This is a genomic window from Candidatus Zixiibacteriota bacterium, from assembly GCA_040752595.1.
Lineage (GTDB): Bacteria > Zixibacteria > MSB-5A5 > WJJR01 > WJJR01 > JACQFV01.
In genome coordinates this window covers 79,256-104,710 of sequence record JBFMGX010000016.1, presented here as the reverse complement: position 1 = coordinate 104,710, position 25,455 = coordinate 79,256, and the positions used below count along the sequence as shown (strand labels likewise).

Sequence of the window (25,455 nt, the reverse complement as noted above, 5' to 3'; positions counted from 1 at the left end):
CGAAGGGTGGTATTCTCTGTTCGTGCTGCAGGTGCCCTGGCATACGCGGTAGGCTGTCGTCTGTCGCCCCCCCGGCCTCAGGCCGCGATTTCTGATCGCAGCGGCCAAGGCCATGATCCCCCGCACAACCGACCTTGACAAGATCGCGGTCGGGCGGTATTGTTAGATTGACCGGCCCTGGATTGGGGGCCTCCGCCAACCCTCACGACGGAGGACGTTTCGTTCCCGGTTCGGGATCGCAAGGCGTTACTTGCAAACCGGGTGTGTACCGGCGGGCCGTCTTTGTGCGGCCCAACGCGGACAACCGCTTCGACAGGTTCAGGTCAATAGCCCCGTGCCGCCGGAGGGAATGATCCCGGGAGACAGGGTCTTGCTCGCGATCGTCTCGCGGCGCACGAAGTGCCGCCCCAACATCCCGTCCCCCGCCGCGTGTATACAAGGGGAACGATCGTGCCGATGAAGGTAATGGCAATGCCACAATGGGGGTCGACGATGTCCGCAAGCGCACGTCTGCTTGGTCTGATTGTACTCATGATATTCATCGGAACGCTGGTTCCGGGCGTCGATTCGGCGCAAGCCGCAGCCATGCGCCGTCCGGATGTCATCATCGTCAAGTTGAAGCCGTCCTCCGCGAGGACAGTCGAGCGGGCTCGCGGCCCGATGGCCACCGGCGTCGGCTCGCTGGATCGGCTCAATGTCATCTGGGACATCCGCGACTTCCGCCGCACGGTCCCCGCGGCCCGTCCCGTTGCGCAGGGAGGCAAAGACTACTACGGGCTGAGCAACTACTACACTGTGGAACTGCCCTCGGGGACCGACCTCGATGCGGCGCTCGCCGCCTATGCCGCCGATCCCAATGTCGAGTTTGCCGAGCCCGACTACATCATGCCGATGGACATGATCCCCAACGACCCCGACTACAGTCAGCAATGGACTCACTACTCCGCTTTCGACCGGGACATCGACACGCAAGAGGGATGGGACTACGAGGTCGGCGACTCGACGGTCATCGTCGGGATCATCGACTCCGGCGTACTCTACAACCATGCTGATCTGAAGGCCGCGATCTGGGTGAATCCCGGTGAGGACTTGGATGGCGACGGCGTCGTTTGGGACAGCGGTGACATGAACGGCGTCGATGACGACGGCAACGGCAAGATCGACGACTTGATTGGTTGGGATTTCTTCTCCGGCAGCGGCTGCTGGCCGGGCGAAGACTGTACGGTACCGGACAATGATCCATCCGATTTTGCCGGCCATGGGACCCACGTGGGCGGGATTGTGGCCGCCACGACCGGCAATGGCACCGGCGTGGCTGGCGTTGCGGGCGGCAATCGTGCCGATCGTCGCCCGGGGGTCAAGATCATGGCTCTCCGTGTCGGCTACCTTGCCGACGACGGCAGGGGCTATGTTATCAGCGATCTGTGCGCCGCCGGGATTGACTATGCCGTCAGCAAGGGTGTGTCCGTCATCAATTGCTCCTGGGGGTCATCCGGGACCCTGATCCACACGGCATGGCTCAATGCCGTGGCCGCCGGCGTTGTCATCTGCAAATCGGCTGGGAACGACAACAACGAGATTCCTGATGTCGGCGACACGACGTATGGTGTGCTCGCCGTCGCCTCCCTGAACCAAGCGGGGAGCAAGGCGGGGACGAGCACGTATGGCACCTGGGTCGATATCTCCGCACCGGGAGAGGACATTCATAACACCTTCTCCGACATGGGGGCCGCGACCTACGCCGATCTGAGCGGCACCTCGATGGCCTCGCCGACGGTCGCCGGGGTTGCGGCGCTCCTGAAATCGCATCATCCCTGGTTCACCAAGACCCAAATCGACACACTGTTAACCAACTACGTGGACGATGTCTACGCCGACAACCCGGGCTACATCGGCAAGCTCGGCAGCGGGCGGGTCAACGCCCGCCGGGCGCTGGAGATTCTAACAACCGCCGATTTCATTGTCAGCACACAGTTCGGCAAGACGCCTCTTGTCGTTGATTTCACGAACACGTCGCCGAATGCCCCCAGCGGGCCGTACGAATACACCTTCGGCGACGGTGGTACGGCCGGTACCGCCGACGCCCAGCACACCTACAACCTGCCGGGGATCTACAAGGTGACCTTCACCGGCTCCGGTCCGAGCGGGCCGCACACACGAATTCGTCCCGAGATGATCGTTGTCACCGAGGATACGATGCAGTACGGCACGGCGCTCACAAGGGTTGGGGAGAATGGGTCGTTGCCGATCCGCATACGCAACACCCACCTGATGAAGCAGTTCACCATCCCCTTCAAAACGACCGGCCTGCCGAACATCTTCATCGATTCAATCCAGAAGACGGCGTTGACGACCGGCTGGACCGGGTTCGGCAACCCTGTCTACGACAACCGCTTCAACGGCATGATTGCCTGGCGCTTCTCGGCCGGGAGCGCCACTCCGTTGCCTGTCGGGGGAGGGGTGGTCGCACATCTCTGGTTCCACGTGCTCGAAGGGAACACCAACGATGTCTTCCCGGTCGACTCCGCCACCCTCGGTTTCGACCCGAACCTCTACAGCATCCAACTGCTGTCCAACTGGGCGGATTTCAAACCCGAATTCGTGCCGGGATCGATCACGATCGATGCCCCCGCCTGCGACTGCCCCTGCCAGGGTGATCCCATTTGCGACCACGTATCCGATCTCACCGATGTCGTCTCGGTCGTCAACGTCGCCTTCCGCGGCGGCACCGACACAGTCGACCCCAACTGCCCGCATGTTGGGCGGGCCGATGCCAACTGTGACTGCGTCGTGGGGATTCAGGATGTCGTCATTGTCGTGAACCACGCCTTCCGCGGGGATGTCACGCCGTACTGTGATCCTTGTGGCTTCCCGCCCTGTCAGTGATTGGAAGACTCGATTCGGCCTTGGACGGCCGGGGTGGCTTGCCACTCTGGCCGTCTTCCACTTTGCCACCCGCGTAGTTCGGCGGCGATCACCCCGATACAGAAGGCCCCGGCTCTGATCACGGCCTGTCAATTCCCGCGCATGGCCCTGTGCCAGCAGGACTTATTCATCCCCCAACGCAGAAATTGCTGTTGACAAACCCTGACCCTCGGTCCAAGATTGTCCGTGGGGGCGTACTGCTACGGCGGGTGGTCTCCCGGTGAACGGAAAATCAGGGGCGGCAGTGCTGTGATCAGGAGATGCGGCACGGTCCGGCGGAATAAACGGTTGTCATGTAAGGAGCTGGGGAATGAAACGGTGGATGGGCGTACTCCTCCTCACAGTGATTGGCTTCAGTCTTCTGACAGTGGTCGCGAGGGCTGCCAACTGGGTCTATGTGGACTCAGTGAAGAACGTCGTCCCGAACCAGACGAACGTACACGTTAATGTCTGGGTCAGAAACAGCGACTCGCTGCTTGCTTTCGTACTACCTCTGGAGATACGCAATACGAGCGGGAACGGCTCATACATCATCGGTTCGTGCGTGTTTCAGACAACTCTGCGGAGTCGACTCGGTCAGAGTCCCCTGTCCGGCAGTCTCCTTGAGCAGACATTCTCTGGCCCTACGACTGGTCTCACTTGCCCACCACCTGAGGATGTGCCCCTCTGCAGCGGGCCTGTCTCGCATACCTACGCGGGGCTGAGTACTGCTGTCGATTTTGTCAGCCCCGATGGGTTCATGTGGAGCGGGTTCTCAACTAGTGGGCCGCCACAGCTCTTCACTTTGCCACCCGGTGACGACCGTATCGGTGGGTACCATCGCGACTGGCCAGATGAGGGTGATTCCACCAAGTACGATGCCGCGCCTTCGTTCGAATTCGTCTTCAACGTGAACTCAATTGTGGGGTCTTTCGAGATCGACACAATGTGTAAGTGCCCGGCCAACAACTTGTCGGGCCTCGACCCGCGGGTAGACCTCGTCTCCTTCGCGTTCACTAAGGGAACAGTGAACATCGGCAGCTTCCCCGCAGAGGCACCGGTCCTGTCGACCATCGGTCTCCAACTCGTCAAAGAGAACGGAACGCTGGCGGTCTTCGTCACTGCCTCGGATCCCAACGGTGATGCGCCCGCTCTCACGGCCGCCAATCTCCCGACCAACGCGACGTTGCTGGACAACGTGAACGGCACAGCGGACTTCAACTTCGCGCCGACGGTGGGACAGGCGGGACTCTACCACGTCATGTTCTACGCGACCGACAATACGGCACTCAAGGACAGCGAGGACGTGCGGATCATCGTGAACCACCTCAGCAACCTGCGCCCGGTGCTGGACTTCATCCGCAACGACACAGTCAGGGAGGGCAGTTCACTCGAGTTCCGCGTCACCGCTTCGGATCCCAACGGAGGGTATTCGCCTCTGCTGGTTCTTGGCGGATCACCGCCCGGTACCGCCCAGTTGACCGACAGCAGCAACGGGGCCGGGCTGTTCCACTACGCGCCCGGCTACGATGAGGCCGGATTCGTCGACTTCGTCTTCATCGCCACGGATGGCTTCCTGGCGGACACTCTGGTCGTGACGATTGAAGTGTTCGACGTCGCCGCCGCCGTGCGGTCGGTGTCGGACGGCAATAACGTGCCCACGACGTATGCTCTGGACCAGAACTACCCGAATCCGTTCAACGCCGGCACGGTGGTGCGCTTCGCTCTGCCGCATGACAGCAAAGTCCGCCTCGAAGTGTTCAACGTTCTCGGGCGTAAGGTCAGGACGCTTCTAAACGAGTTCCGCCCGCTGGGGGTCTATGCGGTGGACTGGGACGGCACCGATGATCGGGGCAAACCGTTGTCGACCGGCGTGTATTTCTATCGCATCCAGACGGAGGACTACACCAACACCAGGAGTATGCTCATCCTGAAGTGATGCTGGTCGCCTTGAACGACATCTCAAAGACCGCCCCTATGGGCGGTCTTTTTGTGCCCGACCGGGGCGTGGCTACGGCGGCGCCTGCCCGGGACCGTGCGCGAAGGGTCGCAGGAGCCGGAACAGATTCCGCGGATTCGGCCGATGAAGATAGGCGGGAGGCATGGATGCCGTCAATCTGCACCGCAGGGACGGATTGTTCTCCAGGGGCAGCATCCGAATGCGACAAATGGGAACCGGCTGGGCGTAGCCGGCGTTGTTCGACTGCGCGTCGGTCGAACCGACAGGGACGGTTGTACAAGAGTCGGGGGTTTGCGCTGCCCGACCTGCCGGGTATGTTCACTTCGAGGAGCCGTTCGATGAGACGTCTGTCCGCCGTATTCATCATGTCCATCGCATCTGTCCTGTCGATCGCGGGCGGTGCGGTGGCCTACAACGCCGTCTGGGTGGAGTCGAAGACCGTCGCCCCCGGTGCGACTGGAGTGACCATCGGTGTGTGGGTGGTGAATGACACGGCATTGACGGGATGGGTGCTTCCGCTGGAATTTCGGGACACCGACGGTAACGGTTCGTACATCGAGGGCCCAGCCGCCTCGTTCTCAGGCACCCAAGTCCCCAGCACGAACCGTGTTGGTGCAAGTCCACTCACCGCCTCGTCCGTCATGACCAAGTACGGATCGCCCACGACGCAATCATGCAGTGGACCCACGTCGCATACCTGGCCGCCTCCCGCTGCTGTCGACTTTCTCAGCCCGGATGCGGTGATGCTGGCCCTCTTCAGCATGTCCGCTCCGCCCAATCTCTACTACCTGCCGCCGGGAAACGACAGTGTGGCCGGCCAGTTCGAGGACTGGCCGAGCGTCGGTGAGTCGACCCCATACTTGGCTGGGGCGTCGGTGACTCTCGGTTTCAACGTGAACTCATCGCTCGGGACATTCGAGATCGACACGGCCTGCATCACACCCAACAATCACTTGATGGCCACCACACCCCCCAGTGCCGATCTTGTGCATTTCGTGTTTCGCAAGGGAATCATAACCATCAGCGACGTGCCCAATGCCGCCCCTGTCCTGGCGGCCATCGGTTCCCAATCTGTGACGGTCGGTGACTCGCTCGACCTCACCGTCTCCGCCACAGACGCCAATGGCACCCCTCCGTTCTTGATGGCGAGGAATCTGCCGGCGAATTCCGAGTTTCCGGATTACGCCGATAGCTCGGGCACCTTCAGCTTCCATCCGGACTCGAGTCAGGTGGGGGTACACAATGTCACGTTCATCGCCTGGGATGGCGAGCTGGCTGACAGCGAGGTCGTGCCGATCACGGTCAGTCATTTGAATCTGGCACCGATCATCGCATCCATCACTCCCAAGTCCGTCGATGAAGGGCAGACCCTGAACTTCCCGGTTACGGCGAGCGATCCGAATGGCGACACGATGAATCTGACGGCACAGAACGTACCTCTGAATGCGAGTTTCGTCGACAACGGCAACGGAATCGGGGCCTTCAGTTTCAGCCCCGATCTCACCCAGTCGGGCGACTACGATGTTCGTTTCGTCGCCTCCGATGGGCTTCTGGCCGACACCGAGATCGCTGTCATAACGGTCAACGACGTCGCCGCGATTCGCTCGCTGGAGACAGGGGGGAGTGTCCCGACCGAGTACGCGCTGGAGCAGAACTACCCGAATCCGTTCAATGCCGGCACCGTGGTGCGCTTCAGTCTGCCGCGTGACGGGTCGGTGCGGCTTGAGATCTTCGACATCTTGGGGCGGAGAGTACGGGCGCTGGTTGACGAGAGCATGACATTGGGCAGCTACGCGGTCGATTGGAATGGCGCTGACGATGGTGGCGCGCCGGTCGCCTCAGGGGTGTACTTCTATCGCTTGGAAGCGTCCGGCTACTCGCGGGTGCGCAGCATGTTGGTACTGAGGTAGATGTCCGTGAATCGGCCCCGGATCGTCGTCGCAATCTGCGTTCTGTGCGGCCTCTTGGGTGCCGGGACGGCGTGCGCATACAACGCCGTCTGGGTCGAGTCCAAGTCGGTCCATCCCGGTGATACCGACGTGACCATCGGCGTTTGGGTGGTCAACGACACGCCCCTCACCGCTTTCGTCATGCCGCTGGAGTTTCGCGATACCGATGCCAACGGGTCGTACATTATGGGGTCTTGTGTCTTCTCGGCACCGCCGGATCGCAGGATCTCCGCCAGCGCACTCACGAGTTCCGTGAGTAAGATAGTCTACGGCACACCCACCGACACGAACTGCCACGCGGGCGGTGGTTTCCCCCTCTGCAGTGGGCCCGTTGCTCATGCGTACAATACCAGTAGTCCAGTGGACTTCACGTCCCCCGACGGCTTCCTGTGGGCCGGAGTGAGCACAAGCGCTCCCCCGCACCTTTGGTATCTACCGTCAGGGAGCGACAGCGCAGCCGGTGTCCATCACGGTTGGCCGCAAGACGGTGACTCAACGCCATACCTGGCTGGACCCTCATTCGAGTTTGTCTTCGATGTCGATTCCGTCCCGGGCAGTTTTGAGATCGACACCGCGTGTACGTGCCCCAACAACCACCTGCAAGGGACTGATCTGTCCTTTGCGGGCGTCATGTTTGCATTCCGGCGGGGCATTGTGACCATCAACCCGAACGCCAACAATGCCCCTGTGCTTGCCACTATCGGCTCCAAGACGACTGCCGAAGGCGGCTCGCTGGCATTTCCGATCTCAGCATCCGATCTTGACGGAACAACTCCGCTCCTCATGGTGGCGAACCCACCCGATCATTCGGCGTTGATCGACAGCAGCAACGGCACGGGGACATTCATCTTCCATCCCGACTACACGCAGGAAGGGATCTACGATGTTCTCTTCATTGCTTGGGACGGAGAACTTGCGGACGGCGAAGTCGTTACGATCATGGTCGCCCATACGAACGCGGCGCCGGTGCTCGATCACATTTCCCCGCAGTCGGTCAACGAGGGGGAGCATCTCGCGCTTACGGTGATCGGCCATGACATCGATGCCACGGTCCCTGCGCTCTCGGCTTTGAACGTGCCGCTCAACGCGAGCTTCTCGGACAATGGGGATGGCAGCGGGTCATTTGTCTTTGACCCTGATCTCAGCCAAGCCGGAGACTACCATGTCACTTTCATCGCCTCAGACGGACTTCTGGCAGACACCGATGTCGTGACCATCACCGTCGCCGAAGCCGCTGCCGTGCGCCAATTGGAGGCGGGAGATGGTGTCCCCGCCAAGTTCTCGCTGGAACAGAACTACCCCAACCCGTTCAATTCCTCCACCGTGGTGCGCTTCGGTCTTCCGCACGATGCCCGCGTCCGGGTCGAAGTGTTCGACATCCTCGGTCGATCGGTCAGGACGCTCCTCGACGAATTCAAGCCGCTGGGAGTCTATGCCGTGGATTGGGACGGGCGAGATAATGCCGGTCGGACGCTATCGACTGGGGTCTATTTCTGCCGCATTGTCAGCGGGGATTTCGAATCGATCCGTAGCATGCTCCTTCTGAAATAGGGTTGCTTCCTCGCCTTTCCGCGGAATACGACGATTCCAGAGTCGTGTAAGTGATGGCCAGAGGCGCTGCCATAATGGCAGTGGCGCGGCAACGCGTTGTCTGGCTGTGTATTAGGAGATATTCCTTGACTTGAAGTGGGTGGTTTTGCTAAATAGGGGGTTTTCCGGAGAAGGAATGGCCAATGGATGATCGAACGAGTGATCCCTTCTTACTAACCATAGGCGGCACAAGGGATTCGCGATCCTCGCTCCGCGTCGTCGATCACAAGTTCGTGATCGGCAAGGAGGAATTCCTGCCCTATGTGGCGGAGATGCACTACTTCCGTGTCGCCAAACGACATTGGTCAGTTTGTTTCGAGCGAATCCGCAAGGCGGGTTTCCGCATCATCTCCACCGCTGTTCCGTGGAATCTCCATGAGACGCGTCAGGGTGAATTCGACTTTGCGGGATCGACCGACCCCACCAAGGACTTGATTGTCTTCCTCGAGTTGTGTCGAGAGTTCGGCTTCAAGATCATGCTGCGTCCGGGGCCGTGGCTGGCTTCGGAGTGGGACAATGGCGGCATCCCCGAGTTTGTCGTCCGTCATCCGGACAATTTGGCCGTCGATCACGCCGGGCAGCATATCACTGCCGACCCAGGTGCCGGAGCCAAGGCTGTGGCCCTGCCCTCATACTTGGGTAATCGTTTCCACATCCTCCTCAAAAACTACTTCTCGGTGCTCAGCGAAGTGGTCAAGAACTACATCTACCCCCGCGGGCCGGTCTTCATGGTCGAACTGGATCATGAAACGTCGTTCGCCGGGCATTTCGCGCCGCTCTCCGCCGATTTTAGTCCCCAGGGGTCGCGGTCGTTCTTCGGGCAGTTTCTGACGGAGAAATACGAGACAATTGACCGCCTCAATCGGCTGTGGAAGACGCGGCACAAGGGATTCGAGGAGGCCACACCGCCTGAGACGGCCGAGTGCAAGACCCCGCCCGAGTTCTGCCGGCTCATGGACTGGGTGGAGTTCCGCGAGTGGGTTGTCAACCGCTACGCGGAGGCCTTGGCCGAACTGATGTCGCAGACGGAAGTCTCGGTGCTATTCACGCGCAGTCTGGCCTTTCATGGATCGTACCATTTCCCCGATGTGGCCGGGGCGAGGGATTCCGGACGGGTGCTGTACACCGTCAACCTCGACTGGAACCGGCCGTTCGCGGAGACGATCCGTCAGGCACGCAGTGTTGCCGGATGGCAGCCGACGGGTTTCTCCACCGAGTTGACAATCGGCAATCGCCATGCGGATCCACATGCCGGTCGGTCGTTCCGACCACTGGGGGCGCGCGACTCCAAGCGCCTGTTGGTGGCGGCTCTTGCCGCGGGACTCAAGGGATTCAACTTCCACATGTTCGTCGGTCGGCAGCGCTGGTATGATGCCGCCCTGGAAGCCGACGGCGCCATTCTTCCTTCCTATGAGGTCATCCGGGAAGCCGTCTCACAACTGACGACCCTACGCTTCGAGACGATGCGGGATTTCGCCGATGTGGCTCTGGTCCAGTATCGCCCGTATCAGCGCGCCGCGCTCCTGGGTCGCTGCGCGTCACATGGCTACCTCTATGACCTCATGGGAGCCCAGTTCGATGCGACGGCTGCCGATGTGATGGCGTTGGGGTACGACTATCGCGTCTTCGATTTGGCGGTTCCTGATCGTCTCGACAAGTACGGGACAGTTGTCGTGCCGACCGGCGAGTTCATGGATTCAGCCAGCCAGGAACGTCTCCTGCAATTGGCCAAGGGCGGTGCGCACCTGATCCTCTATGGTGTTCTGCCCCGGTTCGACAACTCGATGGATCCCTGTGAGATCCTCGCCAAAGGGATCGGCGTCCGCACCTCCTTCGAGCCCGGCCTTTTGACGGTCGAAGCCAAGCACCATACGTTCAACACCGCTGTCTGGGGGACCATCAAGCGCGCCCCCGACCGAGCCGCCAAACTGGTGAAGGCCGGGACGAAGCTCCTCGGCGTCTCGAACAAGTGCGGCAAGGGTCAGGTTACGGTGTTGACCTTCTCGCCTGGTTCGCATCTCCTGCCGGAGAAGCTGATCCTCCTGAATGATGTCTTGAAGCTCGGTAAGCTGACGTCGCCCGTATTCTCGTCCGACCCGCATGTTCATGTCGTACTTCAGGGGCATGCGAAGGCGGCACTGCTGATGGTGTACGACGTGGCCGACACGCTGGGCATGATCGAAGACAGCGGCGACTCTGCAGGCCGGGGAGTCATCGTCGGCGCCGACCTCGGGGCGCTGGGCCTCACTTCGCCTCGGGTCGTTCTGACGGACATTCTGGGCACGGAGTCCCACAAACTCTCAGCTCGGGACCTCAAGGCGGGTATCGAGATCCGTCTGAGCCGCGGCGATTCCAGACTCTTCAGTATTGAACGGAAGTGACCACGGGTCTCTGCGGGATCGATCACGCCGTCAGGGGTTCTCCTGCGGGTGACGAAATCCCGTCCGAGGCAGACCGTTGTCACAACAGGATCGGGTTCGGGCCGTATATGCAATGGCGCGATGGGGTACGCACGTTCTGACATAGGCTTCGGCTGAAGTTGCGGGCGACATCCTGTGCTGATGGAAAGCGAGGTCGCCGGCGGCTTCAGGCATGTGTCTCCGCACGGGGCCGGGCCCGCCGTACTGGTGGGAACAAAACGACCGCAAATCGTATAAAATGAGGTCGAGAAAGGCCTTGAAACGAGGGCCTGTGGGTAGTAAAATACAAGTTTGTGCTCTTGAGGAGAATTGTACCGTGATTACCCGTCTGACGTCTTCGTTGTCGTCTTCCCGACGCTGGCTTGCGGTCTTCGTTCCTTCCCTGTTGGTCCTGTTCATTGGCCATGGCGTCCCGGCAGCGGGCCAAGGCGCCCCGCCCGGAGGATGGGTCACCGGCAACGGCCACAGCCCGTTCGTCAACGTCGTCCAAACCGTCAAGGATGCCGTCGTCAACATCTCGGCGGAGAAGGTCGTCGATGCGCGACGATTCCACTCCTTCGAACCGTTCTTCGAGGACTGGTTCGGCCCCGACACGGGGCGCAGTCGGCAGAAGTCCCTCGGGTCGGGCTTCATCTTTCGCCCTGACGGATACATTCTGACGAACTACCACGTCGTGAATGGAGCGGACAACATCACTGTGCGCCTCTCCGACAAGATGGAGCTCCGGGCGGAACTGGTGGGCACGGATCGGGAGACGGACCTGGCGGTTCTGCAGATCAAGGCGGATCACGAGTTACCCGCCGTGACGCTGGGAGATTCCGACTCGATACTGGTCGGTGACTGGGCGGTCGCGGTCGGCAATCCGTTTCCTCAGCAGGGATTGGATCGCACCGTCACCGTCGGTGTGATCTCGGCCGTCGGCCGCAAGAGTCTGAATTTCGGCTCGGAGACGCCGACATATCAGGACTACATCCAGACAGACGCCTCGATCAATCCCGGGAATTCCGGCGGGCCGCTGGTGAACTTGAAGGGGGAAGTGATCGGCATCAACGCCGCGATTGCCAGCCCGACCGGTGCCAATGTCGGGATCGGCTTCGCCATCCCGGTCAATTTCGCCAAGATGGTCATTCCCGATCTCTTGGCTTCCGGCAGGGTTCCCCGAGGCTGGCTGGGCATCCAGTTGCATGATGTCTCCTGGGATGACGCAGAAGCCGAGGGATTGGAGACGGCCGAGGGGGCGATCATCGACCGGGTGATGGACGATACACCGGCCCAACGGGCGGAGTTGAAACCCGGTGACGTGATCGTCACGGTGAACGACGAGAAGATCACCGATACCCAGCAGTTCATGCGTCTGATCTGGCAGGCGCGGGCCGGGACAACGGTGCGCCTTGGCGTGCTGCGCAACGGGCGGCCGCAGACGTTCGCCGTGACGCTCGAAGATCGCGACCGTGCCCTCCGGGCCTCGTCCGAGAGCGACGAACCGGCTCCGTCGAGTGCGGAGACCCTCTGGCTCGGGATCGAGGTGACGACGGCGACGCCGCAACTGGCGGTACAGTATGAGTCTGAATTCCATCCCGGCGTCCTGGTCACCGACATCGACGCCGCCGGTCCGGCGTATGAGAAGGGTATTCGCATCGGGATGATCATTGCGGAGATCAACCACGAACCGATCCGGAGTCGTGGCGAATACGAGGAGAAGGTCGCGCAGATCGGCGATCAGACCAAGGCGGTGTCGCTTCTGGTGTACGGCCAGCAGGGACAGACCGCCTATATCGCGGTCCGGCCGGCGCGGCAGAACTAACACCCCAGCATAGGAGGATGGGTACGAGCGTCAGAACTTCTCGCAAGTACCGGGATGAAGACCGGTCACTCGATTTGTACCTGAAGGAGATCGGCGAAACACCGCTGTTGACATCGGCCCAGGAAGTGTCTCTGGCCAAGCGCATCAAGCAGGGCGATGAAACCGCCCTTGAGCGTCTGACCAAGGCGAACTTGCGGTTTGTGGTCTCGGTTGCCAAACAGTATCAGAACCAGGGCCTGTCCCTGGCCGATCTGATCAACGAGGGCAACATCGGATTGATCAAAGCCGCCAAGCGCTTCGACGAGACGCGCGGGTTCAAGTTCATCTCGTACGCCGTCTGGTGGATTCGCCAGGCGATCCTGCAGGCGTTGGCCGAGCAGTCGCGCATCGTGCGTCTGCCGCTCAACCGTGTGGGCACGCTGCACAAGATCGGCAAGATCGCCTCGTCGTTGGAGCAGGAGTTCGGGCGCGAGCCCTCACCGGATGAGATCGCGCGCGAGTTGGAGCTCTCGGCTTCGGAGGTGTCCGACACGCTGAAGATTTCGAACACGCACCTGTCGCTGGATGCGCCGTTTTCGACGTCGGAAGACAACAGTCTGATCGACGTTCTCGAAGACGAACTGCAGCCGGCACCGGATGAGTCGCTCTTGAAGGACTCGCTGCGTCTGGAGATCGAGAAGGCGCTGGACACGCTGACGCCCCGCGAAGCCGAGGTGATCAACCTCTACTTCGGGCTCTCCCACGAGAAAGCCCTGACCTTGGAGGAGATCGGCGTGCGCTTCAACCTCACCCGCGAGCGGGTGCGCCAGATCAAAGAGAAAGCGATCCGCCGTCTCCGTCACGCCTCGCGCTGCAAGTCGCTGCGCGCCTATTTGGACTGACCGGTCCAACACACAACTGAAAACGGACCCTGAGGCCCCGTTCCGCTGGAACGGGGCCTTAATGTTGCTGTCCTCCGTAAGTGCCCCACCCGAGGGGTGGGAATCTGCCCCGTGCATTTGTCAGAACAACCCCACCCTGCGGGTGGGGGACTGATTCCCTCGCGGACGGTCCGGTAAGGCGCACCTTCCCCCGATGGCTACGTCAGGGGGCTGAAAGCCCCCTGTCCGCGAAGTGCTATGTCATAAGGACAGCGGGCTTTCAGCCCCCTGACGGTGCGTGCAAAGCACGGAGCTACGAATTCCCAGTCCCCGCGAGCGGCAGAGGTGTCGCGCCAGGGAGTTCGGTGTGAGGGGCGGTGGGTGGGGGAGGTGCCTCAACGTCTTTCGGACGTGTGCCCCAGCGGGTGAGCACAACCGCGCCGGTTCCCAGTGTCATCACGACGTACCCAATCACGATGGACAGCGTGAGCAGACTAAGGGTCGTGACGCGGAAGACACCACCGAGTTCTGTCGGGCCCGTTCCCCAAATCGAGATGATCATCAGAAGCGCCGGTGCTTGCAGCACCAAGACACCGAGGATGGTTCGTGCCAGTGGCGTCCTTAGGGTGAGGTCGGCATTCTCCGCGAGCAGATCGCTGACATACTGGCCGACGGCCGCCTGCGCCAGGATGAGACCGGCAAACATCAAGAGCGGCATCAGGAATAGGGCCACGGGGATTCCGACGATCGTGACAATCAGCAGCAGGAATAGCGGGAGAACCAGAATCTGCGCCAGCACGCCCATCAGAAACGACTTGAAGAACGACACACGGACACGATCTTTGACCTTGGTGATGTTCTTCGCCGCCAAGGCATAGGCCACCAGGACGAGGAACAGCCACAGCACAATCTTGAGAAGAATCAAGATCGTGACCGTTGGCTTACCCCAAGTACGGCCGATTTCCCCCGGACCGACGCCAAACGGGGCGATTCGTGTCTCCTGCCTCTGACCGCCGATTCGTCCCCCCGGCTCGCGGAGAACCCGCGAGGCAGTGACGTCCGACCTGACATATCCTTCCGGGCCGAGACGCACCGTGCCGAACGGCGCCACGGCGCTGCCGTTGATCGTACCTTCGACGTCAATGTCGCCAAAGACCACGACGACGTCGCCGTCGACCTGCCCCCGCACGTGCACGTCGCAGAAGATCCCGACGACATCGCCATCGGCAACATCATCCGGATCGATCGTGATGTTTCCTGCCAGGACGAAGTTGCTCAGCTTGTCTTCCGACAAGACCACTGGGTGTCCCCCGGGGAGAGGCGGCACAATCACGCCGGGGATATCCGGCAGTTCGATTCGCCCGCCCGGGCTGGTCATGAAGCGCAAACGCCGTCCGTCTCGTCCAACCACGCTGATGCCACTGGCATCGATGGTGATTTCCCTGGCATAAATCGAGTCACCGGGCATCGCCTCGGGGGAAACGGCGAGAGAGTCGGTCACGACCACCACGTGCGCCCGCGGTTGTGGTCGTGGTGGAGCAGGCGCAGGGGAAGCAACCGTCGCCGTCGGGTCAGCCGCCATCGCCGTGTGACTGCCGCAAGGAGATGGGCAAGCCACAACGATCAGCGCCATGATGGCGAAGTGGACATACCGCCGCACAGACCCAACCCGGTTCGAGGCCGGGCGGAATCGTCCCGCGATCACTTGGTGTGCGGCCCTCATTCAGACTGCCCGTTATAGTTCTCCGAGGACGATGTCGCCGGAGACGGTCGAGATTCTGATTTCCTGGTCCCCTGGCCCGACTCGCCCGACAAGGCGATGCCGCGTATGCTGCCGGACCGTCATTTCCAGGTCGGCCTGAATGTCGCCGGAGGATGTCTCCAGGACGGCTTGCCCGATGGATTCGGGTCTGACCGACACACTGACTTCGCCGGACGTGGATCGAACAATCAACGGTTCCTCAGGAGCCGACGACTCGATCGTGATATCACCGGAGGTCGAGTGCAAATCGAAGCCACCCGACTCCTGCACGATGCGGATTTCCCCCGATGTCGTACCGACGCGGACTGTCGCCTCCAGCCCGTCCAGCGTGACATCACCCGAGACCGTTCCCACCTCGGTCATTCCCCTGACGGCGTGGGCCTCGACGTTGCCGGAGACCGAATTCGCCTCCAGGTCGCCGGCGCAGGTCTGGATCCATTGGTCGCCGGAGACCGTGCGGATGCTGGTGGACGCCCCTGCTGCCGTGATATGAACGTCCCCCGAAGTGGAGTTGATGCGCAGCCGCCCCCCCAGGCGTCGCGCGTCTATGTCTCCCGACACGCTGCGCATCTCAAGATGTCCCAACACGCCCTCAGCGTCTACGTCTCCTGAGACGGAGCCGAGGACGCCATCGGCCCCCTTGGGGCCGCGCACATGGAAGCTCACGGTGATGGAGCGTTGTGTGCCGAAGATCTCCCGCAGCCACCGGTGGAAATCGTCGGGATAATCCACACGGGCGGTGAGGAACCCTTCGTCCCCCTCGACCGTCAAACGGATCTTCTGGCGGATTCGCTCCGCCTCCTCGGCGTTGTCCGCGCGCACGATCGTCTCGATGGTGACCGTGGCCGTTGTCCCTTCCGTGACCACGTAGGATATGTCGCCGTTGATGGTCTCAATGGCGATGTCGGGCTGCGTGCCGACGACAAACGACTTGGTATCGCTCGAGCGGAATTCCTCAGTGGCCAGGCAGGGGACTGCGCCCCAACCGGCCGCGGCGACCGCCGCCACAAGGACACAATGTACCGCTGTCTGCCTGTCCACGGGCTACCTCCCCAGGATCATGACACCAGACCCTTCAGTTTCTTCTTCAGCAGCTCGCGCGCTCGGAAAATCCGTGCCTTGACCGTGCCGACCGGGATATTGAGCTGCACCGCGATTTCCTCGTACGACCTGTCCTGCTGGTGGCGCAAGATGATGACTTCCCGGTACTTCGAGGGTAGAGCCTCGATTGCCTCCCCGATCGTGACAGCCCGACGCTTGCGAAACAGATCTTCTTCCGGGCTGTGGGACCAGTCGGGAATCTCCAAGGCGACCTCGCCGTCGTGGGTCGGCACCGGCTTGTCCAACGACAACGCCTCGATGCGCTTCTTGCGCAGATGATCGATGGCGCTGTTGGCGGCGATCTTGTAGAGCCAGGTTGAGAACCGGTATTCGAACCGGTACGAGGCCAGCGACCCGAAGGCCTTCATGAATGTCTCTTGAACCAGGTCGGCCGCCTCGTCCGGGTTACGCACGATCTTGAAGATGACGTGGTAGATCGACTGTCGGTGGCGAGCCAGAAGCTCCCTGTACGCACTCTGGTCCCCCGCCAGGGCATCTCTGATCAGGCGTTCGTCCGATTCGGCCACCGTGCGACACACCTTCCGGTACGGAACTCCCAATTGTTTGTTTCTCCGGCGGCGATCCGTGCCTCCCGGAGGGTCGCTCGGCAATGTAATCCCTTGCCTCACATACCGGCCACATCAAAGGCCCTTCCGTCACTGCCTTGTTCGGCGATTCAGATCAGGATCCGGGGCAGCACATCGCCAAGTCCTGATCTTGGTGTGCTGGTGCGTCTTGGGTTGGCGGATGCATCCACCCCGCACCGACCGAAGCCGGTTCGTCTTGGCCCAAGCACGACCGGCCGTACTGACGAAGGGTTCCCATCACTTGTCCGTTTGATTCGAGAGGGAGGCAGATACCGCGTCGATCCGTCTGTGAGTTTGCAAGCTCTTGCAGAGCGGTAGCCGTCGGCGATCCTGTCGGTGCCCATGTCTGGAGGTGACGTGAGATTGTCCGAATCCCCATCAATGGGGTCTCAACCCTATCCCCTCAGGATTCTTCTGTGATCTTGTAGTCTGGTCGTCGCCACACAATCCTTCGACCGGCCACCGCACAACTCATTGATACACTGCGCGTTGACGTCATCTCGCCAAGCAACGCCGTGTCACGGCAAGATCGTTGCCTACCTCGGAAGTGCAGTCGGCAGTTAAAATCTGCGGCTCATTGCCGATAGCAGACCTTGGGGAAAGGCCAGCCGCCTTCTGCCTCGAGGTGCACACGGGAGGAGGGCGGCGTGACGAAGAAACGGAAATCCGATGTGAGGGTGCCGCATAAGACTTTCTGGCATCTGTACAGCCTCCAGACCCTCAACTCGGAGAAGTTCATAAAGGTGGTCAACAAAATCCTGAGGCATGAGTACCACCTGATCAAGTAGGTGGACTGCATCTCGCTCGGCGACAATGGATTGCGGACGGTCTCGGCCGACAGGGAGGCGGCCTAACGGGGAGCAGCGGTCCTGACAGCTCGAGGAAGGCCCACACGAGGGGGGGTGTCGGGCCGGACAGACATTTCAGCCGACCGCACCCGTTGTTTCTCTTGACATTACAGGCATGTTACGGATAACATGGCCCGTTCTCGGCGGGGAGGGATTCCGTGCCGATGAGGACGAAAGGATATGGAATGTCGAGACGACGATTGAATGTTTGGGTGATCCCGCCTTCGACTGGTAGAGTCAAGCAGTACTCCCTACCACAATGGATAGTGCGTGCGGCATTGACTGCCGCAACGCTCCTCATCATCGGGTTCTTTGTTTCCATGGGGCTGGCCACCTATGGCTTGAACAAGGCGGACCAGCATCAGGATCAGGCGGCAGAGAACGCGGCGCTCAAGGCCGCGCTGGTGGACATCAGTACCGACGTCACAGTGCTGCGCCAACAGCTCAAGCGCCTGGAGGATGCCGAGAAATCTGTGCGTCTTGTCTTTGGGTTTCCGGAAATCGATCCGACAGTCCGCGCTCTCGGGACCGGGGGCTCGGTCGCCCCTGCTGAACCGCCGCAGAACGAAACCGACCGGATGATCTACGCGATCGAGACCGAGGTCGCCGGTCTGTTGCGGCGCAGCGAGTTCGAACGTGAGAACTACGAGTCGGTCATGCGTAGTCTCATGGGGCGCAAGAACCAGCTCGACCACACACCCTCGATCTACCCGATCAACGGTCGTCTGGCACGCGGGTACGGCTACAAAGCCGACCCGTTCACCAACCAGATACGCATGCATACCGGGCTCGATCTGGCCGCCCCGATCGGGACGCCGATCTTCGCGCCGGCAGCGGGGACTGTAATTCTCTGCGAACGGCAGTCCCACTACGGCAACTTCATCGCCATTAACCACGGCTACGGGATCGAGACCTGCTATGGTCATCTCAGCCGCTTCGCCGTCAAGCCGCACGATGTCGTCCGCCGCGGCGACATCATCGGTTATGTGGGCAGCAGCGGCTATTCGACGGGTCCCCACGTGCACTATGAGGTCGTGCTGAACGGCCGACCGGTGGACCCGATGGGGTACATCTATGACCGGGCGCCGCAGGCCGATGTGTCGTCGGCCTCAGGCGAAAAGAAGAAGTCTTAGCGTACTGGCTGCTTGCACTGTTGCACCGGCATGGCCCGTTCCGCCCAAGGAATGGCCGGCCGGTGTCTTTTTGTGGAAACTGATCGGGTGCACGAGGTGGTTCTGTTTGCGATGGGCCGATGTGGCGATGCCGGGTAACAGAAAAGAGCAGTGCTGATGGTGCGTTCACGTCCCATGATCATGCCGGCAGCGCGACGACACAATGCCGGTCGGTCGACGCCATCGCTTCTGTCGTGGGCGCCCAGTGACAGTGATTCCTCTTGTCGGGACCCGGAAGGAACGGATGCCCAAACGTAGAACCATCGACCGGCCGAGACGCAGACGGGTGCGGCGGAAGGACGCAGTGACCGGCACGGCGGTGGGCCCGAAGTCGATCGCCGAGCCGTCGCTGGACGGGAAAGATCTCGGCTCCGACAAGGACGAAACAGAAGTTCGCGAGATCATTCGACAGATCCAACAGGGCAGGACCCACCTCTTCAAGATGCTGATCGACCGCTACCGCGCCCAAGTGGCGGGAATCGCCTACAAGATGGTCGGCGACTATGACGACGCCAAAGACATCTCGCAGATGGTGTTCGTCAAGACCTTCTACAACATCCAGCGCTTCGATCTGACCAAGCGCTTCTCCACTTGGCTCTATCGCATCGCCGTCAACGCCTCCATCGACTACATCCGCAAGTTCAAGAAGCACAAGTTCGAGGAGCTGGAGGATGTCAACGAGCCGGGCAGCTCTTCGGTAACCCCGGAGCAGGCCTTTCAGTTGAAGGAACTGCGCGAATTTGTCCTGCAGGCGGCGCAACGGCTCAATGAGAAGCAGCACACCGCCTTTGTCCTCAAGGACCTCGAGGGGAAGGACATCGACGAGATCGCCGAAATTATGGGGATGCCCCAAGCCACGGTCCGCTGGTACCTCCACCGCGCCCGCAAGAAACTCCGCAGCGACCTGCGCCGCCGCTTCGGCCCGATTCTCAGCAAGATGGGGATCGGGGAGGGAGGCTGAGTGACGTCCCATGCCATCGGCGGTCATTCCAAGTCTCAGGCTATGACCACCACGGCCGGTGCCACGAGGATCGGTCTCCCACCAGTGGGTTTTTCCCCGCGCCCCGTGTATATTCCCCCCGTACGCGCAGCGTACGACGCGACACGGAGGGAATCATGCCGACGGTACAGTATCTCTCGCATTCCTGCTTCCTCGTCGTGGCGGGGGGGAAGACGCTCCTCATTGATCCGTTTTTCACGGGGAATCCCAAGGCGCCGCAGGGCACCGACAAGATCAAACCCGATTACCTCCTGCTGACTCACGGTCATGGCGATCACTTGGGTGATGGTTTGGAGATCGCCAAGAGATCCGGGGCGGTGATCATCGCCCCGAACGAACTGGCGGTCTGGTGCGAGAACAAAGGAGCCAAGGTGCATCCGATGCACATCGGCGGCGGCCATGACTTCGACTTCGGGCGGGTCAAATTGACGATCGCTCATCACGGTTCCGCCGCGGGGCCGGGTCCCAATGGCTGGGAATACACCGGCAATCCATGCGGGTTCCTAATCACCGCCGAGGGGAAGACACTGTATCATGCCGGGGACACCGGGATCTTCTACGACATGAAGTTGATCGGCGAGATGCACCCGATCGATCTGGCCCTTCTGCCGATCGGCGACAACTTCACGATGGGTGTCAGCGATGCGATCAAGGCGGTGGAGTTGTTGCGCCCCCGGCATGTAGTGCCGATGCACTACGACACGTTCGATCTGATCAAGGCCGATCCACAGGTCTTCGCCGATGGCGCGTCCCGGCACGGCGCCAAGGTGACCATCATGAAGATCGGCGAGCGACTGGGGTATTGAGCGGACGAGGTGGTTCCCTCACCCGCCCGCCGTGGGGGGGCGACCTCTCCCGGAGGGAGAGGTTATCGTTGTGACACTCACTATGGCAAAGTGCTGAGAAGTGCATTACCATGTCGGGGGAACAGGCTTGTCATGCTGAGCGAAGCGAAGCATCTGCTTTCCCTCCCCGATGAAGAAACAGCAGATTCTTCACCCCGCCAAAGAACGGCGGGGTTCAGAATGACAGCGTCGGCTGGTCTTTCAGCAGCCTGATAGAGATGAAACGCTCGCTGCGCATCCTCATCCTCGTTGTCGGCGTCCTGGTATTTCTGGCGGTGCTGGCGATCATCGTCGCCAAGTTCGTCTTCACCAAGCAGCGCATCCTGGCCCTGTTGTCGCCTCGCATCGAGGCGATGCTCCATCGCCCCGTGCGCATCGATGACGCCGGGATCACGTTCTGGGGCGGGATCGGTGTGCGGTTGACCGGGATCACGATCGGCAATCGGCCCGGATTCTCACAACAGCCGTTTCTGAGCGTGGAGGCCTTGGACGTCAAGGCGAGGTTCTGGCCGCTTCTGGTCGGACGGGCCGAGGTTGATCACGTGCGCATGGAGCATCCTGCGGTCACTATCGAGTATGACGCCATGGGGGGATCGAACCTCGATGGTCTGTTAGCCACATCAACATCGACGCCGGGCGAACCCGCTCAAGTGGCCGACAGCCTCGCGGCCTCCCGGCTCTTCGTTCAGCACGTCATCATTGCCGGAGGGCGATTCTCGCTCCGTGACGCCCGTGTGCCGCGACGGCTCGACGCGGGTGGCTTGAACGTGGATCTGCGTCTATCGCCGCCTGTGGAGTCGCAGGAGTTGCCCTTCGCCATTGGGGTGAGTTTCGATTCGCTGGAGTTTGTGCAGAAAGACCGCCATTGGTCGATCACCAGCGGCGATCCCAGGTGTCTTCTGTCGGGCGAGTGGAATCGGCGTTCGGGATCGCTGCGCGCCGACTCCCTGGCGCTCCGATGGTGGGGCGTCACCGTTCTTGCACAGGGCTCGATGCGTTCCAATCCGGGACTTCGGGAAATCGAAGTAAACGCACGCCTGCTGCCGACGCCAGTTCAGGACATACTCCCGGAAATCCAGCGCTTGCGTCCGATGCCGCTGCTGGCCGGATTGGAGGCTACGGCGCAAGGATCCGCCGAGGCGACCTTCGTCTGGCCATTGCCGCAAGGACGGCTGCCGGAATGGCGGATGGTCCTCGACCTATCAGATCTCGCATGGACGCTTCCTGGGAATCCACCTCCCATGACTGCGTCCCGAGTCGAATTGCGCGGCGGCGGCCAGACAATCTCCTGGGCCGTCACGGCCGGTCGGTTTGGTGATGGCACCTTCGCAACCACGGGGACCGTCGACCAAGTGTTCACGGGCCAGCGCACTTTGTCAGGACGGTTGGAGGCCGACATGCCGGTCTCGGGGCTGGAAGCCCTGATGCCAAGTGCCCACGGGCTGTCGACGGCGGGCCGAATCAAGGCCGACATCACCGGGTTTGCCGACCTTGCGGCATGGCAGACGGCTCAATTCACAGGCCACCTGACTTCGGATCGGCTCGCGGTCACCGACACAGCGTGGACTGTCGACTCGGTCGCGGCGGCCCTCGACATCGAACTGGCGGGGGCTGACATCGCCATCCGGCGTTGCGACTGGCGTGCCGGGGATTCCCATGGGGCGATGACCGGGCAGATCGCCGATGTGGTCCCGTGTGTGCTGTCGCGATTCAAGTCGCCCGATGTGCCGCGCGCCGAATTGACGATCACATGCGGCCGCCTCGATTTGGACCAGATGATCGGTGAAGAGCCGCCGCCCTCGGATGTCGGCAGTGCCGTCGCCGTTGCCCTGGCGGTTCCTCCGGTCGTCGCCAATGGGGAGGTGTCCAGCGACACGGTCATCTACTCCGGCCTGACGCTGACACAGGTTCGCTCTCAACTCCAACTGAAGAACAACGTGTTGATTCTGGATCCGATCGACGGAGAGGTTCTCGGAGGGCATTTGTTGGGATCCTTAGTGTGGGACATCTCGACGTGGCCCGATCCGGTTTTTCGCACTTCGCTGCGGGCCGATTCGATCGAAACGAATGATCTGCTGGCGCGTTACTTCGGTTGGGCCGGCGGCGTCTTCGGACAGGCGGCCTTCCAAGGCGAGTTCTCCGGTCATGGGCGATATGCCCGCGACATTTTGCCCGCTCTCACAGCCGCCGGTTCACTCGACCTGAGTTCGGGGCGTCTTGAGGCCGCGCCGCTCTTGGCCAAGATCGGCGAGCAGATCGGGATCAAAGGGTTGGATCGTCCGCGATCGATCCGCGACTTGGGGCTGCCGTTCCGGATCGCCTCGGGACAGATCATCACCGATCGGCTCACGTTCACCACCGATGAAGCGCAGTACTCCGCGACAGGATCATTCGGTTTCGACCACACACTCGACTACAAGGTCAAGATCACCCCGTGCGAATCCGCAGGGATGCCGCGTTCCCTCGCGGGAGCCGGTGTGAAGTTCGATCTCGGCGGCACCGTTGCCGAGCCGATTGTACGCGTCGATCTGCGGGAGACAGGCCAGACGGTGTTGAAGAACCTCCGTGAGGCCGCGTCGGACACGCTCAGAAAGGGGATCGACAAGGCCCTCAAGAATCTCCTGAAAGGTCCCAAGCCGTAAGCGATGACCCCTCACCGAGTCTCTGGCTGGCTGTGGATTGTCGGCGGAATCCTGATCCAAGGACTTGGTGTCGCCGGCACGGTCCAGGGACAAGAATGGCCGCACCGGTCGGCATTGGTCTTCGCCGTCGAAGGAGCGGACTTTGCACTCTCGCGTGAAACCGTCGCCATCCTCGCTGCGGCCCACGCAGAGATGGCGGCGGCCAGTGGTGTGGCGCTCACCGACACGGTGCGCGTGATCTATGTCGGGCGGGGGATGTCGTTCGACTCCGTGGTCGGCGGGCGCTTTCCCGACTGGGGCGTGGCCGCCGCCGTGGCCGAGCGGAACCTGATCGCCGTGCGTTCGCCGCGCGATCACCCGATCGGGCGCGATCTGGCTTCGATCCTTCGGCATGAGTTGGCACACCTGCATCTCGACGCCCTCGTCGGTCTTCGTCAAGTGCCGCGTTGGATGCAGGAGGGGTACGCCCAGCAGTCGGCGCACCAGTGGCAGTTCGGCGATGACTGGGTCGTCGCGCGCGCGGCGTTCTCCGGGCATGTGATCCCGTTGCGAGACATCGACGGCGTCAATTCATTTCGTGATGCCTCCGCGCGACTGGCCTATGCCGAATCGTACCTGGCGATGCACCTCTTCCTGGACTCGTATGGGTGGGAAGGCCTGCTGTTGTTCGCGCAACGGATCCGCGCCGGGGGAACCTGGGACGAGGCGTTCTTCGCGGCCACCGGGGCCGACTACGCCGCCTACCAGCGCGAGTTCCACACCTTCCTGTCCGGCAAGTACAACTGGGCGTCCTTCCTCGGTGACACCGTTCTGCTTTGGATCGGCTTGGTGATCGTGTTTGTGATTCTGTACCTGGTGAAGAGGCGGCAGAGCGCCGCCCGACGGGCCGACTGGGAGCGTCAGGAAGCGAGGGAAGACGTGCTCTATGCGCCGTTTCAGCGCCCAAATGCCGGCGAGGACATCGCAAATCATGGACCGTAGCCGCTGGTTGCACACATGATCCGTTCACTGCGATTTCGCTTGGAATGGACGGCACTGTGGCTACTCAAGCTGGTCGCCCATGCGCTCCCGGAACGACTATCGTGGTGGGTCGGCGGCATGGCGGGGAGGATCGTCGGCCGACTCTGGCGACGGCGTCGGCGAATCGCCCATGGCAACTTAAGTCGGGCGTTTCCCGAATGGAATTCGGACCGCGTTGAGCACGTTGTCAAAGCGACATTCAACAACCTTGGGCGCACGACCTTCGAAATCCTGCGTTTGGGTCGCCAGACACAGGAAACGATCTTGTCTCGAATCGACCCGGAGGGCGTTCAGCACTTCGAACGGGTCATCGCGCAGGGGCGGGGTGCGTTGCTGCTGACTGGGCATTTCGGCAACTGGGAACTTTTGGGGGCATGGGTGTGTGCGCAGGGGTTTCCTCTGGATGTCGTGGTCAAGCCCGCGCGCAACCCGTGGGCCGACCGGTTCTACAACGATCTGCGCCTCCGGGCCGGAATGGGGGTCATCCACACGCAGGTGGCGACCTTGGGGATTGCCCGCGCGTTGCAGGCCAGGCGTTTCGTCGCGATTCTCGCCGACCAGTATGCCGGCGCGGAGGGTATTGAGGTGGAGTTTTTCGGTCGGATGGTCTCGACACCGCGTGGTCCGGCGGCATTGGCACTGCGGTTTCGGTGTCCCGTTCTCACCGGATGTCTGGTACGTGAGGCCCATGGGCGCTTCACGCTTGTGATCGACGGTCCGATTGAGCTTCCGCAGACGGGTGATGCGGAGCAGGACCTTGTCGCCGTCACACAGGAATACACCCGTCGTTTGGAACAGCACGTCCGTCGGCACCCGGAGCAATGGCTGTGGACGCACCGTCGCTGGCGGGATTAGATCGTGCCATGGGCGGCACATCTGCACGAGACGTAGGGTGGGTGCTCTGCACCCACCAGTCTTCCTCAGGGACAGTGCGTCTCCGGCCCTCTGAGATGTTGCGTGCGGCTCGGCTTCCTTCGACTCCGCTCAGGAC

At 61.5% G+C, this 25,455-nt stretch carries 16 protein-coding genes; 13 read left to right on the top strand and 3 right to left on the bottom strand.

The genetic code is table 11. The features are described from left to right. Window positions 1-492: 492 nt before the first annotated feature. The 7 genes from AB1792_06015 (at window position 493) to AB1792_05985 (ending at window position 13,508) form a co-directional block, all read left to right on the top strand. Complete coding sequence (locus tag AB1792_06015) at window positions 493-2,886, top strand: S8 family serine peptidase (GenBank protein ID MEW5701766.1); 2,394 nt, start codon at window positions 493-495, stop codon at window positions 2,884-2,886. 349 nt (window positions 2,887-3,235) lie between these two features. Then, the gene (locus AB1792_06010) at window positions 3,236-4,843 is read left to right on the top strand and encodes a T9SS type A sorting domain-containing protein (GenBank protein ID MEW5701765.1); all 1,608 of its coding nucleotides are present in this window, start codon (window positions 3,236-3,238) and stop codon (window positions 4,841-4,843) included. A gap of 359 nt (window positions 4,844-5,202) precedes the next feature. Next, complete coding sequence (locus tag AB1792_06005; GenBank protein ID MEW5701764.1) at window positions 5,203-6,774, top strand: Ig-like domain-containing protein; 1,572 nt, start codon at window positions 5,203-5,205, stop codon at window positions 6,772-6,774. A gap of 6 nt (window positions 6,775-6,780) precedes the next feature. Continuing rightward, the gene (locus AB1792_06000; GenBank protein ID MEW5701763.1) at window positions 6,781-8,364 is read left to right on the top strand and encodes an Ig-like domain-containing protein; all 1,584 of its coding nucleotides are present in this window, start codon (window positions 6,781-6,783) and stop codon (window positions 8,362-8,364) included. 182 nt (window positions 8,365-8,546) lie between these two features. Continuing rightward, window positions 8,547-10,784: a beta-galactosidase gene (locus AB1792_05995; protein ID MEW5701762.1), complete on the top strand. Its 2,238-nt coding sequence runs from the start codon at window positions 8,547-8,549 to the stop codon at window positions 10,782-10,784. A 355-nt stretch (window positions 10,785-11,139) separates the two neighbouring features. Next, the gene (locus tag AB1792_05990; GenBank protein ID MEW5701761.1) at window positions 11,140-12,627 is read left to right on the top strand and encodes a Do family serine endopeptidase; all 1,488 of its coding nucleotides are present in this window, start codon (window positions 11,140-11,142) and stop codon (window positions 12,625-12,627) included. Between the two features lie 17 nt (window positions 12,628-12,644). Further along, the gene (locus AB1792_05985) at window positions 12,645-13,508 is read left to right on the top strand and encodes a sigma-70 family RNA polymerase sigma factor (protein MEW5701760.1); all 864 of its coding nucleotides are present in this window, start codon (window positions 12,645-12,647) and stop codon (window positions 13,506-13,508) included. 292 nt (window positions 13,509-13,800) lie between these two features. On the opposite strand, the gene AB1792_05980 is transcribed toward AB1792_05985, so the two are convergent. From AB1792_05980 to AB1792_05970, 3 genes are all read right to left on the bottom strand, one after another. After that, entirely contained in the window at window positions 13,801-14,988 is a 1,188-nt protein-coding gene (locus AB1792_05980; GenBank protein ID MEW5701759.1) for a hypothetical protein, read from the bottom strand. A gap of 234 nt (window positions 14,989-15,222) precedes the next feature. After that, the gene (locus AB1792_05975) at window positions 15,223-16,290 is read right to left on the bottom strand and encodes a DUF4097 family beta strand repeat-containing protein (GenBank protein MEW5701758.1); all 1,068 of its coding nucleotides are present in this window, start codon (window positions 16,288-16,290) and stop codon (window positions 15,223-15,225) included. Window positions 16,291-16,307: 17 nt separating this feature from the next. Then, a complete protein-coding gene (locus tag AB1792_05970) occupies window positions 16,308-16,877 on the bottom strand; it encodes a sigma-70 family RNA polymerase sigma factor (GenBank protein ID MEW5701757.1) in 570 nt (189 codons plus the stop codon). 1,186 nt (window positions 16,878-18,063) lie between these two features. Between AB1792_05970 and AB1792_05965 the strand changes: the two genes are divergently transcribed. The 6 genes from AB1792_05965 to AB1792_05940 all read left to right on the top strand — a co-directional run bounded on the left by AB1792_05965 (window position 18,064) and on the right by AB1792_05940 (window position 25,319). Continuing rightward, window positions 18,064-18,918, top strand: a complete 855-nt coding sequence (locus AB1792_05965; protein MEW5701756.1) for a M23 family metallopeptidase — start codon at window positions 18,064-18,066, stop codon at window positions 18,916-18,918. Between the two features lie 283 nt (window positions 18,919-19,201). Further along, window positions 19,202-19,918: a sigma-70 family RNA polymerase sigma factor gene (locus AB1792_05960; protein MEW5701755.1), complete on the top strand. Its 717-nt coding sequence runs from the start codon at window positions 19,202-19,204 to the stop codon at window positions 19,916-19,918. A 155-nt stretch (window positions 19,919-20,073) separates the two neighbouring features. Then, window positions 20,074-20,763, top strand: coding sequence for a metal-dependent hydrolase (locus AB1792_05955; protein ID MEW5701754.1), 690 nt, complete (start codon window positions 20,074-20,076; stop codon window positions 20,761-20,763). 257 nt (window positions 20,764-21,020) lie between these two features. Continuing rightward, a complete protein-coding gene (locus AB1792_05950) occupies window positions 21,021-23,444 on the top strand; it encodes an AsmA family protein (protein ID MEW5701753.1) in 2,424 nt (807 codons plus the stop codon). Window positions 23,445-23,447: 3 nt separating this feature from the next. Further along, the gene (locus AB1792_05945; protein ID MEW5701752.1) at window positions 23,448-24,425 is read left to right on the top strand and encodes a hypothetical protein; all 978 of its coding nucleotides are present in this window, start codon (window positions 23,448-23,450) and stop codon (window positions 24,423-24,425) included. Between the two features lie 15 nt (window positions 24,426-24,440). Next, on the top strand, window positions 24,441-25,319 hold the full coding sequence (locus AB1792_05940; protein ID MEW5701751.1) for a lysophospholipid acyltransferase family protein: 879 nt from the start codon (window positions 24,441-24,443) through the stop codon (window positions 25,317-25,319). Window positions 25,320-25,455: the final 136 nt, after the last annotated feature.